This window comes from Pseudomonas sp. G5(2012) (assembly GCF_000408945.1).
GTDB classification, from domain to species: domain Bacteria; phylum Pseudomonadota; class Gammaproteobacteria; order Pseudomonadales; family Pseudomonadaceae; genus Aquipseudomonas; species Aquipseudomonas umsongensis.
This window is the reverse complement of sequence record NZ_APIO01000010.1, coordinates 24,208-46,039: the sequence shown is the minus strand read 5'-3', so window position 1 is coordinate 46,039 and position 21,832 is coordinate 24,208. Positions and strand designations below refer to the sequence as shown.

Below are 21,832 nucleotides of genomic sequence, written 5' to 3'. Positions count from 1 at the left end.
GCTTATGCGTCCGTCAGGGCAGAGATCACCAGATCGCAACTGCGCTGGCCATAAGCGGTCAGCACTTCGCGGATCAGTGGAAAATCACGGGCGATCACTGCAGCAAGCAGACGTTCGAACAGCTCCAGATACTCACTCATCGAGGCCTTGCGTTGCTCCAGGGCGAGAAAATACGCACGGCTCATGGCCGGCTGCAGATTCTCGACGGTTTCCTGCAGGTAAGGATTGTTGGCAAACGAGTACGTGGCACGCATCACGTTGAAACTGTCGTCGACGAAGGCATGGATGTCCTGGCGCTCGTAGCTGGCCGTCAGGCGCTGCTGGATCTGCACGAACGGCGCCAGGTCGGCCTGGACTTTCCAGCCAGTGGCCACGGCGTTGGCGAGCAGGATGTACATCTCGCTCATCAGCGTGCAAAGGCTCTTGACCTTGTGCGCGGTGAGTTCGGTGACGTGGGCGCCACGTCGCGGCAGGATGGCGATCAGGTGCCGGCGCTCGAGAATCAGCAAAGCCTCGCGGACCGAGCCACGACTGACGTCGAGTGCCTGCGTGACCTTCTGTTCCTGGATGCGCTCCCCGGGCTTCATTTCGCCGCGAATGATGCGTTCGGCGAGATGATGCGCGATTTGCTCGGCGAGGCTGTCCGGCGCCTTGAACGTCATGGTTGTCCTTCAAACTCTTCGATTTGTACAAGCGGCGCAGTGTAGCGCAATTGATACGTCATGGCGCAGGGCCCACCCAGTGGTTTTTGGCACGATTCAAGCAAAAAGCAGGCTGTTGATCGAGGGTCAATAATGAAGAAAAGCGACGTTAATCGACAAAATGCATTTTCCTGACCTTTAAGTCAGAAAATCATTGACCGAAAAGTCAGACCTGCTAAATTCGGTTCATGGCGGTTAACAACAATAATGAGTCTGCGAGGCCTTCCGTGATCCAGTTTTTACTCAACCAGGAACTCCGTAGCGAGCACGCCCTGGACCCAAACCTGACCGTGCTCAATTATCTGCGCGACCATGTGGGCAAACCCGGCACCAAAGAAGGCTGCGCCAGTGGTGACTGTGGCGCGTGCACCGTGGTGGTCGGCGAATTGCAGACCGATGATGCGGGCCGCGAACACATTCGCTACCGCAGCCTCAACTCGTGCCTGACGTTCGTTTCGTCCTTGCACGGCAAGCAACTGATCAGCGTCGAAGACCTCAAGCACAAGGGCGAACTGCACAGCGTGCAGAAGGCCATGGTCGAGTGCCACGGCTCGCAATGCGGGTTCTGCACCCCGGGTTTCGTGATGTCGTTGTTTGCCCTGCAAAAGAACAGCGATGCACCGGATCAGCACAAGGCCCACGAAGCCCTGGCCGGCAACCTCTGCCGCTGCACCGGCTATCGGCCGATCCTGGAAGCCGCCGAGCAGTCCTGCTGCGCTAAAAAGCCGGATCAGTTCGATGCCAACGAAGCCCAGACCATTGCCCGGCTCAAAGCCATCGCGCCGACCGATATCGGCGAACTCAACAGCGGTGACAAGCGTTGCCTGGTGCCTTTGACCGTGGCCGACCTGGCCGACCTCTACGACGCTTATCCACAGGCCCGGCTGCTGGCCGGCGGCACTGACCTGGCGCTGGAAGTGACCCAGTTCCACCGCACGTTGCCGGTGATGATCTACGTCGGCAACGTCGCCGAAATGAAGCGCATCGAACGCTTCGACGACCGCCTGGAAATCGGCGCCGCCACCGCCCTCTCCGACTGCTACGAGGCCCTGAAGGCCGAGTACCCGGACTTCGGCGAACTGCTGCAACGCTTCGCCTCCCTGCAGATCCGCAACCAGGGCACTTTGGGCGGCAACATCGGCAACGCCTCGCCCATCGGCGACTCGCCGCCCCTGCTGATTGCCTTGGGCGCGCAAATTGTCCTGTGCAAGGGCGAAACCCGCCGCACCCTGGCCCTGGAAGATTACTTCATCGATTACCGCGTCACGGCGCGCCAGGAAAGCGAGTTCATCGAGAAGATCATCGTGCCTCGCGCCAGCGTCGAACAGCTGTTCCGCGCCTACAAGGTGTCCAAGCGCCTGGACGATGACATTTCGGCCGTGTGCGCGGCATTCAACCTGCGCCTGGAAAACGGTGTGGTCGCCGATGCCCGTGTGGCCTTCGGTGGCATGGCGGCCATTCCGAAACGCGCCAACAGTTGCGAAACCGCGCTGATCGGTTCGCCCTTCAACAGCGCCACCGTTGAACGCGCCTGCGCTGCCCTGGCCGAAGATTTCACACCGCTGTCGGACTTCCGCGCCAGCAAGGAATACCGCCTGCTCAGCGCACAAAACCTGCTGCGCAAATACTTCATCGAACTGCAAACGCCGCACATCGAGACTCGGGTGACCGCTTATGTCTAACCATCACGCCGTAGAGAAGACCCAGGCCGAACTGGCTGAACTGTTCGCCAAGGACCTGACCACCGGTGTCGGCCGCAGCGTCAAGCACGACAGCGCCGCCAAGCATGTGTCCGGTGAAGCGCAGTACATCGATGATCGCCTGGAGTTTCCGAACCAGTTGCACGTGTACGCCCGCATGTCGGACCGTGCCCACGCCCGGATCATCAGCATCGACACCTCGCCGTGCTATGCCTTCGAGGGTGTGCGCATCGCCATTACCCACGAAGACGTACCGGGCTTGAAGGACATTGGCCCGTTGCTGCCGGGCGATCCGCTGCTGGCGATCGACACCGTGCAATTCGTCGGTCAACCCGTGGTGGCCGTTGCCGCCAAAGACCTGGAAACCGCACGCAAGGCGGCGATGGCCGCGATCATCGAATACGAAGACCTGGAACCGGTACTGGACGTGGTCGAAGCCCTGCGCAAGCGCCACTTCGTGCTCGACAGCCACACGCACCAGCGCGGCGATTCGGCGACGGCGCTGGCCACTGCCGAACATCGCATCCAGGGCACGCTGCACATCGGCGGGCAGGAACACTTCTACCTGGAAACCCAGATTTCCTCGGTGATGCCCACCGAAGACGGCGGCATGATCGTCTACTGCTCGACCCAGAACCCCACCGAAGTGCAGAAACTGGTGGCCGAAGTGCTGGACGTTTCGATGAACAAGATCGTGGTCGACATGCGTCGCATGGGTGGCGGTTTTGGCGGCAAGGAAACCCAGGCGGCCAGCCCGGCCTGCCTGTGCGCAGTGATCGCGCACCTCACCGGCCAGCCGACAAAGATGCGCCTGCCCCGTGTCGAAGACATGCTGATGACCGGCAAGCGGCACCCGTTCTATGTCGAATACGACGTGGGCTTCGACAGCACCGGACGCCTGCACGGCATCAACCTGGAACTGGCCGGCAACTGCGGCTGTTCGCCAGACCTGTCGGCGTCGATCGTCGACCGCGCGATGTTCCACTCGGACAACTCGTATTACCTGGGCGACGCGACCGTTAACGGTCATCGCTGCAAGACCAACACCGCCTCGAACACCGCCTACCGTGGGTTCGGCGGCCCGCAAGGCATGGTCGCCATCGAAGAAGTGATGGACGCCATCGCCCGTCACTTGGGGCTGGATCCGCTGGCGGTGCGCAAGGCCAACTACTATGGCAAGACCGAGCGCAACGTCACCCATTACTACCAGACCGTCGAGCACAACATGCTCGAGGAAATGACCGCCGAACTGGAAGCAAGCAGCCAGTACGCCGAGCGCCGCGAAGCGATCCGTCGCTACAACGCCAACAGCCCGATCCTGAAAAAGGGCCTGGCGCTGACCCCGGTGAAATTCGGCATCTCCTTCACCGCCAGCTTCCTCAACCAGGCCGGCGCCCTGGTACACGTCTACACCGACGGCAGCATCCACCTGAACCATGGCGGCACCGAGATGGGCCAGGGCCTGAACACCAAAGTCGCGCAAGTGGTGGCCGAGGTGTTCCAGGTGGAAATGGACCGCGTGCAGATCACCGCGACCAACACTGACAAAGTACCGAACACTTCGCCGACCGCGGCCTCCAGCGGCGCCGACCTGAACGGCAAGGCTGCGCAGAATGCCGCTGAAACCATCAAGAAACGCCTGGTGGAATTTGCCGCGCGGCAATACAAGGTCAGTGAAGAAGACGTGGAGTTCCACAACGGCCACGTGCGGGTTCGCGATCACATCCTGACTTTCGAAGCACTGATCCAGCAGGCGTACTTCGCCCAGGTGTCGCTGTCGAGTACCGGGTTCTACAAGACCCCGAAAATCTACTACGACCGCAGCCAGGCCCGGGGGCGTCCGTTCTATTACTACGCCTTCGGTGCAGCCTGCTGCGAGGTGATCATCGACACCCTGACGGGCGAGTACAAAATGCTGCGCACCGACATCCTCCACGACGTCGGTGCCTCGCTGAACCCGGCCATCGACATCGGCCAGGTCGAAGGCGGTTTCATCCAGGGCATGGGCTGGCTGACCATGGAAGAGCTGGTGTGGAACAACAAGGGCAAGCTGATGACCAACGGCCCGGCCAGCTACAAGATCCCGGCCGTGGCGGACATGCCGCTGGACCTGCGGGTGAAGCTGGTGGAAAACCGCAAGAACCCGGAAGACACGGTGTTCCATTCCAAGGCCGTGGGCGAACCGCCGTTCATGCTCGGCATCGCCGCCTGGTGCGCGATCAAGGACGCCGTGGCGAGCCTGGGCGACTACCGGCATCAACCGAAGATCGACGCGCCGGCGACGCCGGAGCGGGTGTTGTGGGGCTGTGAGCAGATGCGCCAGTTGAAGGCGGCGAAGGCTGTCGAGGCCGATGCCGAGTTGGCTTCGCTCTAAGACCGAGGCGCGGCCTTCGCGAGCAGGCTCGCTCCCACAGGGGAAAGCATTCCAAATGTGGGAGCGAGCCTGCTCGCGAAGAGGCCCGAACAGACAACAGAGATGTTGAGGTGAAACATGTACAACTGGATCGACGCCCTCGCCGACCTGCAAAACCAGGGTGAACCCTGCGTGTTGGTGACCATCATCGAAGAGCTCGGCTCGACGCCGCGCAATGCTGGCTCGAAGATGGTTGTCAGCGCCCGCCAGGCCTTCGACACCATCGGTGGCGGACACCTGGAATACAAGGCCATGCAGATCGCCCGCGAAATGCTCGCCAGCGGCAAGCAGGACACGCATCTTGAGCGCTTCAGCCTCGGCGCCAGCCTGGGCCAGTGCTGCGGCGGCGCGACCGTGTTGCTGTTCGAACCGATGGGCCAGGTCCAGGCGCAGATCGCCGTGTTTGGCGCCGGCCACGTCGGCCGCGCGCTGGTGCCGCTGCTGGCCAGCCTGCCCTGCCGGGTGCGCTGGATCGACTCGCGGGAAGACGAATTCCCGGAACAGATTCCCCACGGCGTACGCAAGATCGTCAGCGAAGAACCGGTGGATGAAATCGACGACCTGCCCGCTGGCAGCTACTGCATCGTCATGACCCACAACCACCAGCTCGACCTCGAACTCACCGCCGCCATTCTCAAGCGCAACGACTTCGCCTACTTCGGCCTGATCGGCTCGAAAACCAAACGGGTGAAGTTCGAACACCGCCTGCGCGACCGCGGCTTCGACAGCAGTGTCGTGCAACGCATGCGCTGCCCGATGGGCATCGGCGAAGTCAAAGGCAAGCTGCCTGTGGAAATCGCCATCTCCATCGCCGGCGAGATCATCGCCACTTATAACGCCAGTTTCGGCCAGCAAACGTCCCGCGCCGAACCGATTGCCAAGTTGCTGCCCGTTTCACGCCGCAGCCAGGCCACCAACTTGAAAGCCTCAAATTGAGAACTGACATGCCCCTGACTCGCAAAGCCTACCGCGCCGCCATCCTGCACAGCATCGCCGACCCCGCCGAAGTCGGGATCGAAGCCTCCTATGAGTATTTCGAGGACGGTTTGCTGGTGATCGAAAACGGCAAGATCAGCGCCCTTGGCCACGCCAGTGAACTGCTGCCAACGCTGCCGGCCGATATCGAGATCACCCATTACCAGGATGCACTGATCACCCCCGGCTTCATCGACACCCATATCCACCTGCCGCAAACCGGCATGGTCGGCGCCTACGGCGAGCAACTGCTGGACTGGCTCAACACCTACACCTTCCCTTGTGAAAGCCAGTTCGCCGACAAGGCTCACGCTGACGAAGTGGCGGACATTTTCATCAAGGAACTGCTGCGCAACGGCACCACCACCGCGCTGGTGTTCGGCAGCGTGCATCCGCAATCGGTGAACTCGTTCTTCGAAGCTGCCGAGCAACTGGACCTGCGCATGATCGCCGGCAAGGTGATGATGGACCGCAACGCCCCGGACTACCTGACCGACACCGCCGAATCCAGCTATTTGGACAGCAAGGCGCTGATCGAGCGCTGGCACGGCAAGGGTCGCCTGCACTATGCCGTCACCCCGCGCTTTGCCCCGACCAGCACCCCGGAACAGTTGACCCTGGCCGGCCAGTTGCTGACCGAATACCCGGATCTGTACATGCAGACCCACATCAGCGAAAACCTCAAGGAAATCGAGTGGGTCAAGGAACTGTTCCCGGAGCGCAAAGGCTACCTGGATGTCTACGACCACTACCAGTTGCTCGGCGAGCGCTCGGTCTTCGCCCACGGTGTGCACCTGTGCGATGACGAATGCGCGCGACTGGCAGAAACCGGTTCGGCCATCTCCTTCTGCCCGACTTCGAACTTCTTCCTCGGCAGCGGCCTGTTCAACCTGCCGATGGCCGAGAAGCACAAACTCAACGTCGGCATCGGCACCGATGTAGGCGGCGGCACCAGTTTCTCGCTGCTGCAAACGCTGAACGAGGCCTACAAGGTCATGCAGCTGCAAGGCGCGCGCCTGAGCCCGTTCAAGTCGCTGTACCTGGCCACCCTCGGCGGCGCCCGTGCGCTGCGTCTTGAAGACAAGATCGGCAATCTGCAGCCGGGCACCGACGCCGACTTCCTGGTGCTGGACTACAACGCCACGCCGTTGCTGGGCTATCGCCTGCAGCAGGCCAATAACATTGCCGAGACGTTGTTTGTGTTGATGACGCTGGGGGATGACCGGACGGTGTTGCAGACTTATGCGGCGGGGAATCTGGTGCATCAGCGCTAGGTTTTTCGGGCATGAAAAATCCCCCGCACTCTACAGTCCGGGGGATTTTTATTGGCTGCCAGAAAGATCAAAGGATCGCAGCCTTCGGCAGCTCCTACATGGAATGCATTCCTCTGTAGGAGCTGTCGAGTGAAACGAGGCTGCGATCTTTCAAAGCTTGGCTGGCGAACGCCCCGGCTTCTTGGTCTGCAGCAAATGCGAGAACACCGCATGCAAATCATCTGACGCACTTTCTTCATCGAGATTGAGCTTGCTGTCGATGTGATCCATGTGATGCATCATCAGGTTCACCGCCAGTTCAGCGTCGCGCTTTTCAATGGCGTCGATCAGTTGGGTGTGTTCGTCGTAGGAGCAGTGGGAACGGTTGCCGCTTTCGTACTGGGCGATGATCAGCGAAGTCTGGGACACCAGGCTGCGCTGGAAGCTGATCAGCGGGGCGTTTTTTGCCGCTTCGGCCAGCTTCAGGTGGAACTCGCCAGACAGGCGGATGCCGGCACCACGATCGCCACGGGAGAAACTGTCGCGCTCGTCGTTGACCATCTGGCGCAATTCGGCAATTTGCTCGGCGGTGGCGTGTTGAACCGCCAGTTCAGTGATCGCACGTTCCACCAGGCGCCGGGCCATGAACACCTGGCGCGCCTCTTCGACACTCGGGCTGGCAACGACAGCACCGCGATTGGGACGCAGCAATACCACGCCTTCATGGGCCAGGCGCGACAGCGCGCGGCGAATGATGGTGCGGCTGACCCCGAAAATTTCCCCCAGCGCTTCTTCGCTCAACTTGGTGCCGGGCGCCAGGCGCTGTTCGAGGATAGCCTCGAAGATATGCGCGTAGACAATATCGTCCTGGGTTCCGCTGCGGCCGGCTTTGCCTGCGCGCGGCTGTTTCTTTAGGGGTTGCAACTGTTCGTTCATGGGCACTCGAGTCGGGAGAACTGCGGCGAATTGACGGTGACTGTAATACGGCACAGTGGGTCGCTGGCAAGTATCGCGTAAAAAACACTGCGATTGTACACAATGGTTGGTGCCAACACGACTGTACGGCTGTTTGTCACTTCCGCTGTATCGCAACGATCCATTACGTTTGAGTTTAGGCTTTAAAGCAGAATTCGCAGCCTGAACAAGGAACACCACTGTCATGACAGACGCCACGCACACGCAACTGCGCCCTCTGGCCGACACATCGCCGTCGGCCATCGTCGCCGGGTTCATCGCCATGATGACTGGCTACACCAGTTCCCTGGTGCTGATGTTCCAGGCCGGGCAAGCGGCCGGGCTGACCAGCGGGCAGATTTCCTCGTGGATCTGGGCGATATCCATCGGCATGGCGGTGTGCTCGATCGGCCTGTCGTTGCGCTATCGCACCCCCATCACCATTGCCTGGTCCACCCCGGGCGCGGCTCTGCTGATCACCAGCCTGGGGGGCGTGACCTACGGTGAAGCGATCGGTGCCTATATCACCTGCGCAGTGCTGGTGACCATTTGCGGGCTGACCGGCAGTTTCGAGCGCCTGGTGAAAAAGATTCCGGCGTCCCTGGCGGCGGCTTTGCTGGCGGGGATCCTGCTCAAGATCGGCAGCGAGATTTTCGTCGCGGCCCAGCATCGCACCGCGCTGGTGCTGGGCATGTTCTTTACCTACCTGGTGGTCAAGCGCCTGTCGCCGCGTTATGCAGTATTGGGCGCATTGCTGATCGGCACGGCGTTGTCCGGGGTCATGGGGCTTCTGGACTTCAGCGCGTTCCACCTGGAAGTGGCCACGCCTGTGTGGACCACACCGCATTTCTCCCTGGCCGCGACCATCAGTATCGGCATCCCGTTGTTCGTGGTCGCGATGACTTCGCAAAACATGCCGGGCATCGCCGTACTGCGCGCCGACGGTTACAACGTGCCGGCCTCGCCGCTGATCACCACCACCGGCATCGCCTCGTTGTTGCTGGCGCCATTCGGTTCCCACGGGATCAACCTGGCTGCCATCAGCGCGGCGATCTGCACCGGGCCACATGCCCATGAGGATCGCAACAAACGCTACACGGCGGCGGTCTGGTGCGGGATTTTCTATGGCATCGCCGGTGTGTTCGGCGCGACGCTGGCAGCGTTGTTTGCCGCTTTGCCCAAGGAGCTGGTGCTGTCGATTGCCGCACTGGCGTTGTTCGGTTCGATCATCAATGGCTTGAGCATCGCCATGAGCGAGGCGAAGGAGCGTGAAGCGGCGCTGATTACCTTCATGGTCACGGCATCGGGGCTGACGCTGTTTTCCATCGGTTCGGCGTTCTGGGGAATTGTGGCGGGGGTGGTGACGCTGGTGATTCTGAATTGGAGTAAAAGCTGAAAGATCGCAGCCTTCGGCAGCTACATTGAACGCGTGGCCCTGTAGGAGCTGACGAGTGAAACGAGGCTGCAATCTTTTGATCCAAAAAAAACGGCGACTCAAGGGTCGCCGTTTTTTTCAGAACATCAAGCTACCGGATTGATCGGCTTTTCCGGGTACCAGACGTCCAGCAGCGGGCTGACTTCAACACTGGTCAGCTCGGTGCGGCCTTTGAGCCAGGCTTCAACGGCAGCGCGCTGTTCAGCGCTGACCGAGCCACGCTTGATCAGGCAAACCAGACCGTAGTCATCACCGCCGACATAGCCCAGACCGTTGGCTTCCATGGCTTCTTTAAGGAAGGCCTCGAGGAAGGCATCAATGGCTTCTTCGGACAGATCTTCCTTGAAATCCAGGTTCAGTTCGAAACCCAGCTCTTGAAATTCATCGACGCACAATTTTTTGCGCAGACGCTGGGAACGGTTAGTCGCCATTGGAACAATCCTCTTAAGTAATAACGGGCCGCACTTTAGCAGTTTAAGCCGCCAATTGCCCGATTCTCTGGGCCGCGATGCCTACCGTCGGTAAAAAATAGCCGATTGGAGGCCCCACGCACGGCACACGCTGTAGCACCTTGGGGCATAATGCCGACACTTTCATGACTACTGAGGGAATTTATCTTCATGCCCTCGTCTTTTTCCCCCTCGGCTGTAGGGTTTTATTTACATGATCAAATCGTTGCGTCCATTGCTCCTGGCCGGCCTGCTTTTCCCCCTGGCCCTCCCCGTTTCCGCTGATCAGATCAACACCAGCCTGTCGCCCAATGTCGAAAAAGCCCTCAAGGCCAGCAAATTGCAGGACAACGCCCTGTCGCTGGTGATGATTCCGCTCAACGGCCCCGGCACCCCGACCATTTTCAACGCCGACGTCTCGGTCAACCCGGCGTCGACCATGAAGCTGGTCACCACTTACGCGGCCCTGGAAATGCTCGGCCCCAATCACCAGTGGAAAACCGAGTTCTATACCGATGGCACCCTGAGCGGCGGCATCCTCAACGGCAACCTCTACCTCAAGGGTGGCGGTGATCCGAAGCTGAACATGGAAAAACTCTGGCTGCTGATGCGCGACCTGCGCGCCAACGGCGTGACCCAGGTGACCGGCGACCTGGTCCTGGACAAGAACTTCTTCGTGCAACCGCAACTGCCCGAGTTCAACGACGACGGCAACGACGAGAACAAGCCGTTCCTGGTCAAGCCCGATGCGTTGTTGGTCAACCTCAAGGCCCTGCGTTTCGTGGCGCGCAACGATGGCGGCCGGGTGCTGGTCTCCGTGGAACCACCGATTGCCAGCATCCGCATCGAAAACCAGGTCAAGGCGATCAATTCCAAGCAATGCACCGGCGGCGTGCGCTACAACCCGGTGCCCCAGGCCGATGGCAGCGTGACCGTGACCGTCGGTGGCCAGTTGGGTGATGGCTGCAGCTCGCAAACCTACCTGTCATTGCTGGACCACGCGACCTACACGGCCGGTGCCGTGCGCGCGATCTGGAAAGAACTGGGCGGCAGCATCCAGGGCAAGGACGTGCTGGCGGCAACGCCCAAGGGCGCCAAGGTACTGGCCCGGGCCTTCTCGCCGGATCTGGCGGAAATCATCCGCGACATAAACAAATACAGTAACAACACCATGGCCCAGCAGCTGTTCCTGAGCCTGGGCCAGAAGTACCGCACCGACGCCGACGCCGACGACGCCAAGGCCGCCCAGCGCGTGGTGCGCCAGTGGTTGGCGAAGAAAGGCATCACCGCGCCGCACCTGGTGATGGAGAACGGCTCCGGGCTGTCTCGTGCCGAACGTGTCAGTGCCCGGGAAATGGCGTCGATGCTGCAGGCCGCCTGGCGCAGCCCTTATGCCGCCGAGTACATCGCCTCAATGCCGATTGCCGGTACCGACGGCACCATGCGCAAACGCCTGAAGACCACCGCGATGCGCGGTGAAGCCCACGTCAAGACCGGCACCTTGAACACCGTGCGGGCGATCGCCGGCTTCAGCCGCGACATCAACGGCAACACCTGGGCGGTGGTAGCGATTCTCAACGACAAGGCACCGTTTGGCGCATCGTCGGTGCTCGACCAGGTGCTGCTGGACCTGTATCGCCAGCCGAAACTGGCGCAGACCGCTTCGGTGCTCTAACCCCACCTCAATCAACTGTGGGAGCGAGCCTGCTCGCGAAAGCGGCTTATCAGTCACATCGATGTTGAATGTGCTGCCGTCTTCGCGAGCAGGCTCGCTCCCACAGTGATGGTGTACAACCCCCGGCTCAGTTCATCTCCCCCTGCACCCGATCCCTGCCTTCCTGCTTCGCCACATACACCCCCGAGTCCGCCCGTAACAACAGCGCATCCGCACCTTCTCCGGGTCGCCAGCTGGCAATGCCGAAACTGGCGGTGACCACGCCTACTTCATCGATCGGCGCACTGCGCAGGCTTTGCCACAACTCCAGTGACAACAGATGGGCCTGCTCGCCACCGATGTCCGGGCAAAGGACCATGAACTCCTCGCCACCCAGGCGGCAGAACACATCCGAGCGCCGCAGCCGATGACCAATGCGCTCGCACACCGCCTGCAACACCCGATCGCCGACGGCGTGGCCGTACTGGTCATTGATACGCTTGAAGTGGTCGATGTCGAGCATGATCACCGACAGTTCGCCACCACCGCGCTCCACCCGCGCCATCTCGGTGGTCAGCCGTTCCTGGAAATAGCGACGATTGTGGATACCGGTCAGGGAATCGGTGACCGACAGCGCCCGCAGTTCCTCTTCCACTCGCTTGGTGTCGGTAATGTCGGAAATGTAGCCATGCCAGAGCACGCCGCCGCCGGGCAGTTCCTCCGGGGTCGCCTCGCCACGGACCCAGCGCAGGCCGCGCTGGGGCAATTGCACGCGGTACTCCTCGCGCCAGTGGCTGAGGCTGTTGGCCGAGGCGCGGATCGAGGCGCGCACGCGGGTGGTGTCCTGAGGATGAATCCGCGTGAAAATCGCTTCGGCGTTGAGCAACAGCACGTCCGGCTCCAGCTCATAGATCTCGCGAATACCGTCGCTGGCGTAGATCACGCTGAAACGCCCGTCGAACTCCATCTTGAACTGGTAGATCCCGCCGGGCACATGGGCACTGAGCTTCTTCAACAACAGGTCCCGCGCGGCCAGGGCCTCGTGCACGCGCTTGCGTTCAGTGATGTCGATGCAGATCGCCAGGTGCCCGACCCACAACCCCTGCTCGTCGAGGACCGGGGTCGCCAGCATGTTGACAATCAGATGGCTGCCATCGCCGCGTACCAACGTCCACTCCCGCGCCTCATGGCCACCCTCCTCGCCGCCCTCGACCAGCATCGCGTGACAGGCCGGTACCGGCTTGCCGTAACGCGCACTCAATTCTGCCGAGCGTGCCGCGAGCTCCCGGGGCAAGTGCAGGTTTTCCAGGGTCATGTGCCCGACCACGTCGGCGGCGGTATAACCAAGCATCTGCTCGGCGCCGGCATTGAAGGTGCTGATCACCCCGCGCAGGTCCGTGGCGATGATGGCTACCTGGGTCGCGGCATCCAGCACCCCGCGCAATTGGCCATGGGTGCCGCGCAGTTCCTGTTCGCGGGCGCGCAGCTCCGCGGTCCTTTGCTCGACCATTTTCAGCGCCCGCTGCCGCTGACTGACCAGTACATACAGCAAGGCGCTGAGCAACACACTGAGCAAGCCACCGAGCACGACCAGCGTGGTCACTGAAGAGTGGTTGGCTTGGAGGAAAGCCTCGCTGGGCCGGATATCGACCTGATAATCATGATCGGCGAGACGTAACAAGCGCGTCGTGGACAAGTCACTGTGCGCTGGCGCATTGGGCGATTCAAACAGCACCTCGTGCTGCTCATCGGTGGACAGGTCGAGGATACGCACCGAGAGATAATCGCGACCCGCCTCCGGCAACCCGTCCGCCAGCAACTGGCGCATGCTGATCACCGCCATGACATACCCGAACGGTTTGCCGGTTGCGCCGCCTTTGTTGCTGTGCGGCATGACCGGCGCAACCAACAGTACGCCTCGCGCATAAGCCGGCTCGATATTGACCAGGTGCATCGGTTGCGACACGGCCATGCCCTGATGCTGGTCGGCCCGCTCCAAGGTGGCCCGACGCAAGGGCTGAGCCAGCAAGTCATAACCCAGCGGCGCACCGAGCTTGCTTTGCGTCTGGCTATACAGCACCGCAACGTACTCATCCCGCTCGCCGGCCAATTGCAGTTGGCCGGCGGCATTGAGTTCGCGCAGGGTGAACCCGCTCAGGCCCTCCTCGCGCGCCCGGCGTTCAAAGGCCGCCCGCTGGTCGTGGCTGACCCGCTCGGCGAACGAATACGCCTGGGTCCGGTGTAACAAGGGTTGGGTGTAGCCGTTGAATTCCGCGTGCGAGACCGTATCGGAGTTGGCAAAGAAGCGGCGCAGGCCATCGAGGCGCTGCTCCTGATCCTGGAAACGTTCTTCGATACGGCTGTAGCGTTCGCTGGCCAGTAACTGGAAGCGTTGACGTAATTGATTGTGAAACAGGTTCAGCGTCGACCAGGCGAGCAAAGCCGTGAGAATCGCGCCGACGAGCAAGACCATGAGCGCGACCAGCCCGGCCGAGACATCTTCGCTGATAAAACCCAGGATCTTGGGGCGCACGGCGTACAACGACATAGACGCAACTCAAAACGCCATGTGCGGGAAAGCCCATTGGCCGTGAGTTGAGTTATAGCTATTAGCCACTAATTTGACCAGTGGGGGACCAATAGTCTGTAGGAGCGAGCGGCGCGGCGATCCGGCTCGCCCGCGAAGAACGATGACGCGGTGCGACAGATGCACCGCGGCGACTGGTTCGCCTGTAGGAGCGAGGCTTGCCCGCGAAGAACGATGACGCGGTGTGGCAGATGCCCCCCCGCGTCCGGCTCGCCTGTCAGCGAGCAGTGATCTTCCACGCGCGATGGATCTTGGCGTTACGGGCAAAATCCGGATCGATGGTCTGGGCGGTGATCTCTTCGATCGCGTAGCGCTCGCTGAGGTTAGGCTCGAGTTCGAACTTGCGGAAGTTGTTGGAGAAGTACAACACCCCACCCGGTGCCAGCCGCGCCATGGCCAGGTCGATCAGTTGCACCTGGTCACGTTGCACGTCGAAGATGCCTTCCATGCGCTTGGAGTTGGAGAAAGTCGGCGGATCGATGAAGATCAGGTCGTACTCTTCACGGCAGGCATCCAGCCAGACCATCACATCGCTCTGCTCCAGGCGGTTCTTGTCGGAGAAACCGTTCAGCGACAGGTTGCGACGCGCCCAGTCCAGGTAGGTTTTCGACAGGTCGACGCTGGTGGTGCTGCGCGCGCCGCCCTTGGCCGCGTGCACACTGGCAGTGGCGGTGTAGCAATACAGATTGAGGAAGCGCTTGCCGGCAGCCTCTTTCTGAATGCGCATGCGCATCGGCCGGTGGTCGAGGAACAGCCCGGTGTCGAGGTAATCGGTGAGGTTGACCAGCAGTTTCACGCCGCCTTCATTAACCTCGACAAACTTGCCCTGGGCCGCCTGGCGCTCGTATTGCTTGGTACCGCTCTGACGCTCGCGGCGCTTGACCACCACCTGGTTCTTGTCGATGTTCAGGGCCTGCGGGATCGCCGCCAGGGCGTCGAACATGCGCGCCGAGGCCTTTTGCGGATCAATGGATTTCGGTGCGGCGTATTCCTGGACGTGGACCCAATCGTGGTAGAGGTCGATGGCCATGGAGTATTCCGGCATGTCGGCATCGTAGACGCGATAGCAGTCGATGCCCTCACGCTTGACCCACTTGCCCAGCGCCTTGAGGTTTTTCTGCAGGCGGTTGGCAAACATCTGCCCGCCTTCACTCAGGCGCGGCTGCTCGATCACCGGTGCCGGGGCTGGCGCAGGTTTGATCGGGTTGCCGTTCTTGTTGTACTGGCGCTCTTGCGGCTCGCTCGGCGCCTGATCGTAGGCCGCCTGCTCACGCTCGGCCTGACGCTGCTCCGGGGTACGACGCTCACCGGTGACGAATTGATCCGGCAACACCTTGATCAGCAACAGCTTGCACGGCAAGGCGCCGTTCCAGAACGAATATTGCTTATGGCTACGGATGCCCATGCGCTTGCCCAGGTCCGGCGCACCGGTGAATACCGCGGCTTCCCAGTTGAGGCAAGCCTGGCGCAGACGTTCGCCAAGGTTCTGGTAGAGGTAGAGCAGGCTCGCCTCGTCGCCCAGACGCTCGCCGTAAGGGGGGTTGCAGATCACCAGGCCTTTCTGGTTCTGGTCCGGACGCGGCTCGAAGGTCGCGACTTCGCCCTGGTAGATCTTGATCCACTCGCTCAGGCCGGCACGCTCGACGTTGTTGCGCCCCGGTTGAATCAGGCGCGGATCGGCTTCGTAACCGCGAATCCACAACGGTGGCTTGGCCAGGCCGGCAGCTGCACGCTCGGAAGCTTCTTCATGGAGTTTTTTCCACAGCGCCGGTACGTGACCGAGCCACGCAGTGAAACCCCATTGTTCGCGGCGCAGGTTCGGCGCGATGTCGGCAGCGATCATCGCCGCTTCGACCAGGAAGGTGCCGACACCGCACATCGGGTCAGCCAGGGCTCCGCCTTCAGCGGCGATGCGTGGCCAGCCGGAACGGATCAGGATCGCCGCCGCCAGGTTTTCCTTCAGCGGCGCCGCGCCTTGCTGCAGGCGATAGCCACGCTGGTGCAGGCTATGGCCGGACAGGTCGAGGGAGAGGATCGCTTCACCGCGGTCCAGACGCAGATGGATGCGCAGGTCCGGGTTGAGCTTGTCGATGGACGGACGGTCGCCCTGTGGGGTGCGCAGTTTGTCGACGATGGCGTCCTTGACCTTCAAGGCACCGAAGTGGGTGTTGTCGATACCCGAGCCGTGGCCGCTGAATTCGACGGCCAGCGTGCCGTCATTGAGCATGTGGTCTTGCCACTCGATGTCCAGCACACCGTGGTAGAGGTCTTCGGCGTCTTTCATCGGAAAACGCTTGAGCACCAGCAGGACCCGGTTGGCCAGGCGCGACCACAGGCACAGGCGATAAGCGGTTTCCATGGTGGCCATGCCACGCACGGCAGAAGTGTGCTCACGTGCTTCCTCAAGGCCAAGCCCGACGGCTTCCTCGATGAGCAGGCCTTCAAGGCCTTTAGGGCAAGTGAGGAAGAGTTCGAAACGATCGGACATGAGAATTCGGAGCCTTTGCTGAGTGGAGCGGCAACGCATTGCCGGCCCGGTTTTCAATCAGGCGCTTTTCTCGAAGAGCGCCCGCGTGGCACGAAGGTGTGCCGTTCCACCCTTGCTGCCCGGGTTAAATGAGCTTAGATGCAAGGACAGATAAAAAAGTTGATGCAATAAAATGACATAAGTTGACCCTTCGTCGAATAGTCCACCCCGCCAACGGGAGGCATTCTCAGCAAAGGTTTAACCTGATCATCCAACGCAGGGCCGATCATACCGGGGTTTGGTCAAGAAATACGCCACAAACATCATGTTACTTAGTGCCATAGCACATTAACGGTTACGTCCTTATGACAAAACGATCATTCCCTCGATGTGACGCATTGGTTAGAACTCAATACAGGTTGGCGCCGCAATGACGCCAACACCTTGGCTCGTCACGCCGGCAACGAGCCCCAACGGCAGAGTTTTTCTGCCAGACCTCGATTGAGGTCTACGCGATAAATACAGTCAACAAGTGAGGGCAACACCCTATGAGAAGACTTAAGCGTGATCCGTTGGAAAGAGCATTTTTGCGCGGATATCAATATGGCGTTGGTGGCAAATCCCGTGAGCTTTGCCCATTTACTCTACCGTCGGTACGCCAAGCCTGGATTAACGGCTGGCGCGAAGGACGCGGCGACAACTGGGACGGTATGACCGGCACTGCGGGAATCCACAGACTCAACGAACTTCACGCCGTCGGCTAACACAGGGCACACACTCCGACATACAATCTGATATGTAGCGAATTAACCACGCACGTCCCATCCGGACGGCGGGCTACGGCCCAGGGGCTCCTTTGAAGGGGCCCTTTTTTATGCCTGTTTCATGGCCAACCCAATACCTGTAGGAGCGAGCATGCTCGCGATAAACCTGAGAGCGCCGCGGGGTGTCAGGTTTCCAGCGTTATCATTAACGACCATCGCGAGCATGCTCGCTCCTACAGGGGGCGGGTTACCTGAGGGCTGCGATCGCGTCTACCGACTCGCGGATGAGTGCCGGGCCTTTGTAGATAAAGCCCGAGTAGATCTGCACCAGGCTCGCACCCGCGCTGATTTTTTCCGCTGCGTGCCTGCCTTCGGTGATGCCGCCCGCCGCGATGATCGGCAAGCGACCGCCCAGCTCCGAGGCCAGCACCTTCACGGTGTGCGTGCTCTTGTCACGCACCGGCGCACCGGACAGGCCGCCCGCCTCGTCCCCATGTTCCATGCCTTCGACACCCACGCGGCTCAAGGTGGTGTTGGTGGCGATGACCGCGTCCATCCCGGTTTCGATCAACGCCTGTGCGACCTGCGCAGTTTCTTCGTCGGTCATGTCCGGTGCGATCTTGATCGCCAGTGGAACGTGTCGGCCGTGACGCAGCGCCAGTTCCGCCCGGCGCGTGGCGAGGTCTGCCAGCAGCTGCTTGAGCGAGTCACCAAATTGCAGGCTGCGCAGGCCCGGGGTGTTGGGCGAGCTGACGTTGACCGTCACGTAGCTGGCATGGGCATAGACCTTGTCCAGGCAGATCAGGTAGTCGTCGACCGCGCGCTCGACCGGGGTGTCGAAATTCTTGCCGATATTGATACCCAGTACGCCCTTGTACTTGGCGGCCGCCACGCGGGCCAGCAGGTGATCGACGCCAAGGTTGTTGAAGCCCATGCGGTTGATGATCGCCTCGGCCTCCGGCAACCGGAACAACCGGGGTTTCGGATTGCCCGGTTGCGCACGCGGGGTAATGGTGCCGATTTCGACAAAACCAAAACCCAGTTGCGCAAAGCCGTCGATGGCCGCGCCATTCTTGTCCAGGCCGGCGGCCAGGCCTACCGGGTTCGGGAAATCCAGGCCCATGACATTCACCGGCAGTTTTGCCGGGGCCTTGCACAGCAAACCGTTGAGCCCCAGGCGCCCGCCCGCACCGATCAGGTCCAGGGACAGATCGTGGGAGGTTTCCGGGGAAAGTTTGAACAACAGCTGACGGGCCAGGGTGTACATGGGCGGGTTTGACTCGATTGGCGGCGAATTGAGCCGGCGATTATAGCCGGGTGGAGGGGGACAGGCGAGGACCTGTGCTAGACCTGCCCCACTCCACATTCTTGACGACACCACGCAAAGCCTTTACGGCGCAGGATTCTCGCGCAATTGCTCTGGCGACCATTGATTGTCAGTACGCTGGGAACAACTCCAGATAAACGGAAAGTAGATGAGCATCAGCATCAGCATTACACAGACATTCACAACATGGCCTTGAGTCTCCTCACCCATATCAGTCAAAGCCAACTCGACGGCCGCCGCGGATACTGCAAGATTGAGGGCCTGAAATGCCGAAGTTCGGGACGCGTTGACATTCAACAGCGTATCAGTCAGTTGCTCCCGTGAGGGCAGACGTGCCCCGGCCCGTACTTGCAGCACACTTTGCTGCAGTGACTCCGGGTCGGACAACACTGAATCCAGTCCAGCCGAAGGAGACAGCAAGGGCCAGCTTCTGCACAGGATAAAGATGAAATCGTCAAAGACCGCGCCCAGGGCATTCATTGCACCCTGGAAGATATCCGCGCACAGGCTGTAGCCAAGGTCGGCCGCGTATCGACCCGGACCGCTCAGCGGCATCAAGGCTCCCAACTCAGCCAGCAAATATTGCAATGTGCCATAAGCTACCGTGGTTACCCCGGTAGCTCCGGCACTGGCTGCGCCTGCGTTGTCCTGCAAAGGGAAGAAGGCGTTGCTCAGATCTCGAGCCACCGTATATATATTGGTATTAATGATGCTCGAAAGTATGGTGTTCGAAGCACCGGTCACGTGCGCGGCAATCAGTGCGCCCATCGTAATGCTGGCCATGCAAACGCGCCCCAGTCGTGACTGAAGACTGGCCGTGCCCGCGCACTCGTCGCGGATGGCGCCCATCAGACTCATCGCGGGTCCAATCATCGTTATAGCAGCCACCTCCCATGCGCGAGATGCCTCGGGTGAATCACCCTCCCGGATAGCTTTTTCCACGTAATAACCGACGATCTGGCGCAATACCGTGGTCAGCGCGACGACCAGGCCTGTACGCGCCGTGATGTTCAATAAATTGCGGGCGGGCTCCCCGGCTTTCCCCAACAACTCCAGACCGGCTTCAAGCACCGTGCGCATTCGACTTTCGCGGGTTTGTTCGTTATCCGCTCGATTTAACTCGGTGGCCCGAGCAAAAAAGTCTTCATTGACCAACTCTTCAGGTAAGCCTCCATGGTCAATGAAGTCGCTCACCCGTCCCACTACAGTTCGGTCTGTCTCGCCTAATTGCCTATAGCTCTCCTCTACCTGAAACGCTACACGACGGTCCATGCTTTCCATGGCCACTGCGACTTGCCTGGGTGTTCCCAGCATGGCCAGATGAAAAGCCGACGATCCTTCAAGTCTTGATGGGTTCAACATCAAGTCCGAACTGCGACTGGCCGCAGTTGAGGGTTCAGTCAAAGGTCCAGGTAGCGTAATTACTCTTCCGAAATTTCCCGCGATAGGTAAAGCCATCGTCGTATCCTTTTTTAAACAACAAAAGTTCTCTCAGGATTGCTCCTTTCACCTCACCACTCACTCTTCTCCCAAGCCTCATCCTCCATCGGTTGAAACACGTCACGCATTAAGCTCTTGACGAAGAGGTCCATGCTGAAAGCAAGGCCGTTGGCGCCTTCGATTTCCTTATAAAGCAGCGACTTTTCCAGCCCGTCGTCCTTCAATCGAAACAGCACCTGCTGCGTAACTGCCATCAACGCCTTGGCAGTGGGGTACGCGGGTGATTCGCCATCTGCGCCTCGACGTGAACGGAGAAACGCATGGATGACCTTTTCTCCCTGCCCCTCCATGGCTGACAGCAACTCATACAGGCGCTCGAATTCGGGGTCCGGACGCTTGTTTTCAGGCACGCTCCGGTTGGCTGCACGGATATGCGACTCAAGGGACTCGACCGCTGCGCGCCCCCCGCTCTCAGTCGTGCGCAGACTCAAACCGCTTTCAATCTTCATGGGGAACCTCGGTAGGGGCAGTTTGCGTGGCATCGGCCGAGCGCTTGGCAAAGGTCGAATACAGATCCGTGAGCGCCTCCATGGCGGCCCGGTCCAGCGTGCGAACCGACTCCGGCAGGTTCGCCACGCGCGCGAGCAAGCGCGGTTCCAGACGTTGCCTCGTCGTTTCAAGATCGAATTCGAACAACTGATCCGCAAGCCGCGCCACATAACGCTCTTGCGGGTGATAGTCGAGGACCAGTTCGCCGGACCAGAGCCGGCTCAGGCGCTCGCGAAGTTCGTTGCCCTGGGGCCGACAATGCATCGGCAGCAGCACTTGCAACACTGCGCCCGAGCCGGCCGGTTGTGCCGTTAGCCAACGCTCGAACATTTCGTCCAGCCATTCGGGACGCTGCAACGCGTCTGCGAGCAAATCACGAGCGGACTGCGCAAGGTCGCTGCGCAATTGCTGCCCCAACGCCTGCGCTCCCAGCAAGCTGTCAGCCAGATGCTCGATGACGCGCAAGATGCCGTCGGCGTAGCCTTGCGAAAAGGCATGGGCGTGAACCGCTTCGGCGTCACGCCGAGCCTGCTCTACACAATCACGGGCCCAGCGCTGGGCCTGTTGCTGCAACGCTCGACGTCGACGCGCGGCGGCGATGTCTTCGCGGGATACAAGCGCATCGCTCGCCGCGGGAAGGTCAGTCAGGGTTCGGATAGAGTCGAGCATGCTGCACCGCCAAAAAGAAAAGCGCTGTATCGGGTTGCGTGACTGGCCATTGCCTGTGCAGGCGAACAACCGGTTCGGAAAATTGCAGGGGCAGGCGTTCGAGCAAGGCTTGCGGTACCTGCGCGTACAAACTCCATAACGCATTTAGGCCGGCGGCTTCGACCTGCTCCATCGAAACAGGCGAGCTCCCGATCGTCAGGGCGCATCGAACACCCAGGCTGTAACCGGCGAACCGACGCAGGGGCAATGGCAGGCGAAGCAACGTCGCGCCTCGCGCCAGATCGGGCATCAAGCGATGAGCGCCCATCAGCCTTGCGATATAAGGTAACTGCCGCCAATGGCGAACCCATTGCTGCGCCACCGCCGTCAGCGGCGGCGTCGCAGGTGATGCCCCCTGTTTTTCAAGCCCTTCGAGCAGTATTCGGTTGAGCAGACTTCGTGCTTCAGGCCAGGTAAATTCCTCTGGCAAAAGCAGGCGCTGCGGATGCAAGTAAC

17 protein-coding genes are annotated in these 21,832 nt (G+C 60.7%); 7 read left to right on the top strand and 10 right to left on the bottom strand.

Translation table 11 applies throughout. The features are described from left to right. Positions 1-2: 2 nt before the first annotated feature. Positions 3-662, bottom strand: a complete 660-nt coding sequence (locus PG5_RS04610; RefSeq protein WP_020795922.1) for a GntR family transcriptional regulator — start codon at positions 660-662, stop codon at positions 3-5. A gap of 266 nt (positions 663-928) precedes the next feature. On the opposite strand from PG5_RS04610, the gene xdhA reads away from it, so the two are divergent. From xdhA to guaD, 4 genes are all read left to right on the top strand, one after another. Then, on the top strand, positions 929-2,383 hold the full coding sequence (xdhA, locus tag PG5_RS04605; RefSeq protein WP_020795920.1) for a xanthine dehydrogenase small subunit: 1,455 nt from the start codon (positions 929-931) through the stop codon (positions 2,381-2,383). Continuing rightward, positions 2,376-4,775, top strand: coding sequence for a xanthine dehydrogenase molybdopterin binding subunit (xdhB, locus tag PG5_RS04600; protein ID WP_020795919.1), 2,400 nt, complete (start codon positions 2,376-2,378; stop codon positions 4,773-4,775). The genes xdhA and xdhB overlap by 8 nt, the downstream gene beginning before the upstream one ends. Before the next feature lie 117 nt (positions 4,776-4,892). Then, a complete protein-coding gene (xdhC, locus tag PG5_RS04595; protein ID WP_020795918.1) occupies positions 4,893-5,750 on the top strand; it encodes a xanthine dehydrogenase accessory protein XdhC in 858 nt (285 codons plus the stop codon). Between the two features lie 8 nt (positions 5,751-5,758). Beyond that, entirely contained in the window at positions 5,759-7,063 is a 1,305-nt protein-coding gene (guaD, locus tag PG5_RS04590) for a guanine deaminase (protein WP_020795917.1), read from the top strand. A 150-nt stretch (positions 7,064-7,213) separates the two neighbouring features. Here the strand turns inward: guaD and PG5_RS04585 are convergent, their stop codons facing one another. After that, positions 7,214-7,978: a GntR family transcriptional regulator gene (locus tag PG5_RS04585; RefSeq protein WP_020795916.1), complete on the bottom strand. Its 765-nt coding sequence runs from the start codon at positions 7,976-7,978 to the stop codon at positions 7,214-7,216. Between the two features lie 223 nt (positions 7,979-8,201). Here PG5_RS04585 and PG5_RS04580 point away from each other — a divergent pair, with 223 nt between their 5' ends. Beyond that, complete coding sequence (locus PG5_RS04580) at positions 8,202-9,392, top strand: benzoate/H(+) symporter BenE family transporter (RefSeq protein ID WP_020795915.1); 1,191 nt, start codon at positions 8,202-8,204, stop codon at positions 9,390-9,392. Between the two features lie 125 nt (positions 9,393-9,517). On the opposite strand, the gene PG5_RS04575 is transcribed toward PG5_RS04580, so the two are convergent. Continuing rightward, the gene (locus PG5_RS04575) at positions 9,518-9,862 is read right to left on the bottom strand and encodes a YggL family protein (RefSeq protein ID WP_008056407.1); all 345 of its coding nucleotides are present in this window, start codon (positions 9,860-9,862) and stop codon (positions 9,518-9,520) included. Positions 9,863-10,094: 232 nt separating this feature from the next. Here PG5_RS04575 and dacB point away from each other — a divergent pair, with 232 nt between their 5' ends. Further along, the gene (dacB, locus tag PG5_RS04570) at positions 10,095-11,555 is read left to right on the top strand and encodes a D-alanyl-D-alanine carboxypeptidase/D-alanyl-D-alanine-endopeptidase (protein WP_020795914.1); all 1,461 of its coding nucleotides are present in this window, start codon (positions 10,095-10,097) and stop codon (positions 11,553-11,555) included. A gap of 127 nt (positions 11,556-11,682) precedes the next feature. Here dacB and PG5_RS04565 read toward each other — a convergent pair whose 3' ends face one another. Both PG5_RS04565 and rlmKL read right to left on the bottom strand, forming a co-directional pair. After that, positions 11,683-14,082 (bottom strand): GGDEF domain-containing protein, encoded by a 2,400-nt coding sequence (locus PG5_RS04565; RefSeq protein ID WP_020795913.1) that lies wholly within the window; start codon positions 14,080-14,082, stop codon positions 11,683-11,685. A 256-nt stretch (positions 14,083-14,338) separates the two neighbouring features. Further along, positions 14,339-16,609: a bifunctional 23S rRNA (guanine(2069)-N(7))-methyltransferase RlmK/23S rRNA (guanine(2445)-N(2))-methyltransferase RlmL gene (gene rlmKL, locus PG5_RS04560; RefSeq protein ID WP_020795912.1), complete on the bottom strand. Its 2,271-nt coding sequence runs from the start codon at positions 16,607-16,609 to the stop codon at positions 14,339-14,341. Between the two features lie 527 nt (positions 16,610-17,136). On the opposite strand from rlmKL, the gene rmf reads away from it, so the two are divergent. Then, positions 17,137-17,352, top strand: coding sequence for a ribosome modulation factor (gene rmf, locus PG5_RS33180; protein WP_003223300.1), 216 nt, complete (start codon positions 17,137-17,139; stop codon positions 17,350-17,352). 247 nt (positions 17,353-17,599) lie between these two features. Here rmf and PG5_RS04555 read toward each other — a convergent pair whose 3' ends face one another. From PG5_RS04555 to PG5_RS04535, 5 genes are all read right to left on the bottom strand, one after another. Next, positions 17,600-18,619 (bottom strand): quinone-dependent dihydroorotate dehydrogenase, encoded by a 1,020-nt coding sequence (locus PG5_RS04555; protein ID WP_020795909.1) that lies wholly within the window; start codon positions 18,617-18,619, stop codon positions 17,600-17,602. A 123-nt stretch (positions 18,620-18,742) separates the two neighbouring features. After that, positions 18,743-20,137 carry a hypothetical protein gene (locus PG5_RS04550; RefSeq protein WP_020795908.1) on the bottom strand — a complete coding sequence of 465 codons (1,395 nt, stop codon included), beginning with the start codon at positions 20,135-20,137 and terminating at the stop codon, positions 18,743-18,745. Positions 20,138-20,190: 53 nt separating this feature from the next. Continuing rightward, complete coding sequence (locus PG5_RS04545) at positions 20,191-20,628, bottom strand: hypothetical protein (RefSeq protein ID WP_020795907.1); 438 nt, start codon at positions 20,626-20,628, stop codon at positions 20,191-20,193. Beyond that, positions 20,618-21,337: a hypothetical protein gene (locus PG5_RS04540; protein ID WP_020795906.1), complete on the bottom strand. Its 720-nt coding sequence runs from the start codon at positions 21,335-21,337 to the stop codon at positions 20,618-20,620. The genes PG5_RS04545 and PG5_RS04540 overlap by 11 nt, the downstream gene beginning before the upstream one ends. Next, positions 21,309-21,827, bottom strand: a complete 519-nt coding sequence (locus PG5_RS04535; protein WP_256228035.1) for a secretion system protein — start codon at positions 21,825-21,827, stop codon at positions 21,309-21,311. The genes PG5_RS04540 and PG5_RS04535 overlap by 29 nt, the downstream gene beginning before the upstream one ends. Positions 21,828-21,832 lie beyond the last annotated feature (5 nt).

Bases quoted from the DNA above. Each gene is read 5' to 3' on its own strand.
- PG5_RS04550 (WP_020795908.1), bottom strand. From the start codon at position 20,137: ATGGCTTTACCTATCGCGGGAAATTTCGGAAGAGTAATTACGCTACCT.
- PG5_RS04545 (WP_020795907.1), bottom strand. From the start codon at position 20,628: ATGAAGATTGAAAGCGGTTTGAGTCTGCGCACGACTGAGAGCGGGGGG.
- dacB (WP_020795914.1), top strand. From the start codon at position 10,095: ATGATCAAATCGTTGCGTCCATTGCTCCTGGCCGGCCTGCTTTTCCCC.
- PG5_RS04585 (WP_020795916.1), bottom strand. From the start codon at position 7,978: ATGAACGAACAGTTGCAACCCCTAAAGAAACAGCCGCGCGCAGGCAAA.
- rmf (WP_003223300.1), top strand. From the start codon at position 17,137: ATGAGAAGACTTAAGCGTGATCCGTTGGAAAGAGCATTTTTGCGCGGA.
- PG5_RS04580 (WP_020795915.1), top strand. From the start codon at position 8,202: ATGACAGACGCCACGCACACGCAACTGCGCCCTCTGGCCGACACATCG.
- rlmKL (WP_020795912.1), bottom strand. From the start codon at position 16,609: ATGTCCGATCGTTTCGAACTCTTCCTCACTTGCCCTAAAGGCCTTGAA.
- PG5_RS04610 (WP_020795922.1), bottom strand. From the start codon at position 662: ATGACGTTCAAGGCGCCGGACAGCCTCGCCGAGCAAATCGCGCATCAT.
- xdhB (WP_020795919.1), top strand. From the start codon at position 2,376: ATGTCTAACCATCACGCCGTAGAGAAGACCCAGGCCGAACTGGCTGAA.
- PG5_RS04555 (WP_020795909.1), bottom strand. From the start codon at position 18,619: ATGTACACCCTGGCCCGTCAGCTGTTGTTCAAACTTTCCCCGGAAACC.
- PG5_RS04565 (WP_020795913.1), bottom strand. From the start codon at position 14,082: ATGTCGTTGTACGCCGTGCGCCCCAAGATCCTGGGTTTTATCAGCGAA.
- guaD (WP_020795917.1), top strand. From the start codon at position 5,759: ATGCCCCTGACTCGCAAAGCCTACCGCGCCGCCATCCTGCACAGCATC.
- PG5_RS04540 (WP_020795906.1), bottom strand. From the start codon at position 21,337: ATGCTCGACTCTATCCGAACCCTGACTGACCTTCCCGCGGCGAGCGAT.
- PG5_RS04575 (WP_008056407.1), bottom strand. From the start codon at position 9,862: ATGGCGACTAACCGTTCCCAGCGTCTGCGCAAAAAATTGTGCGTCGAT.
- xdhC (WP_020795918.1), top strand. From the start codon at position 4,893: ATGTACAACTGGATCGACGCCCTCGCCGACCTGCAAAACCAGGGTGAA.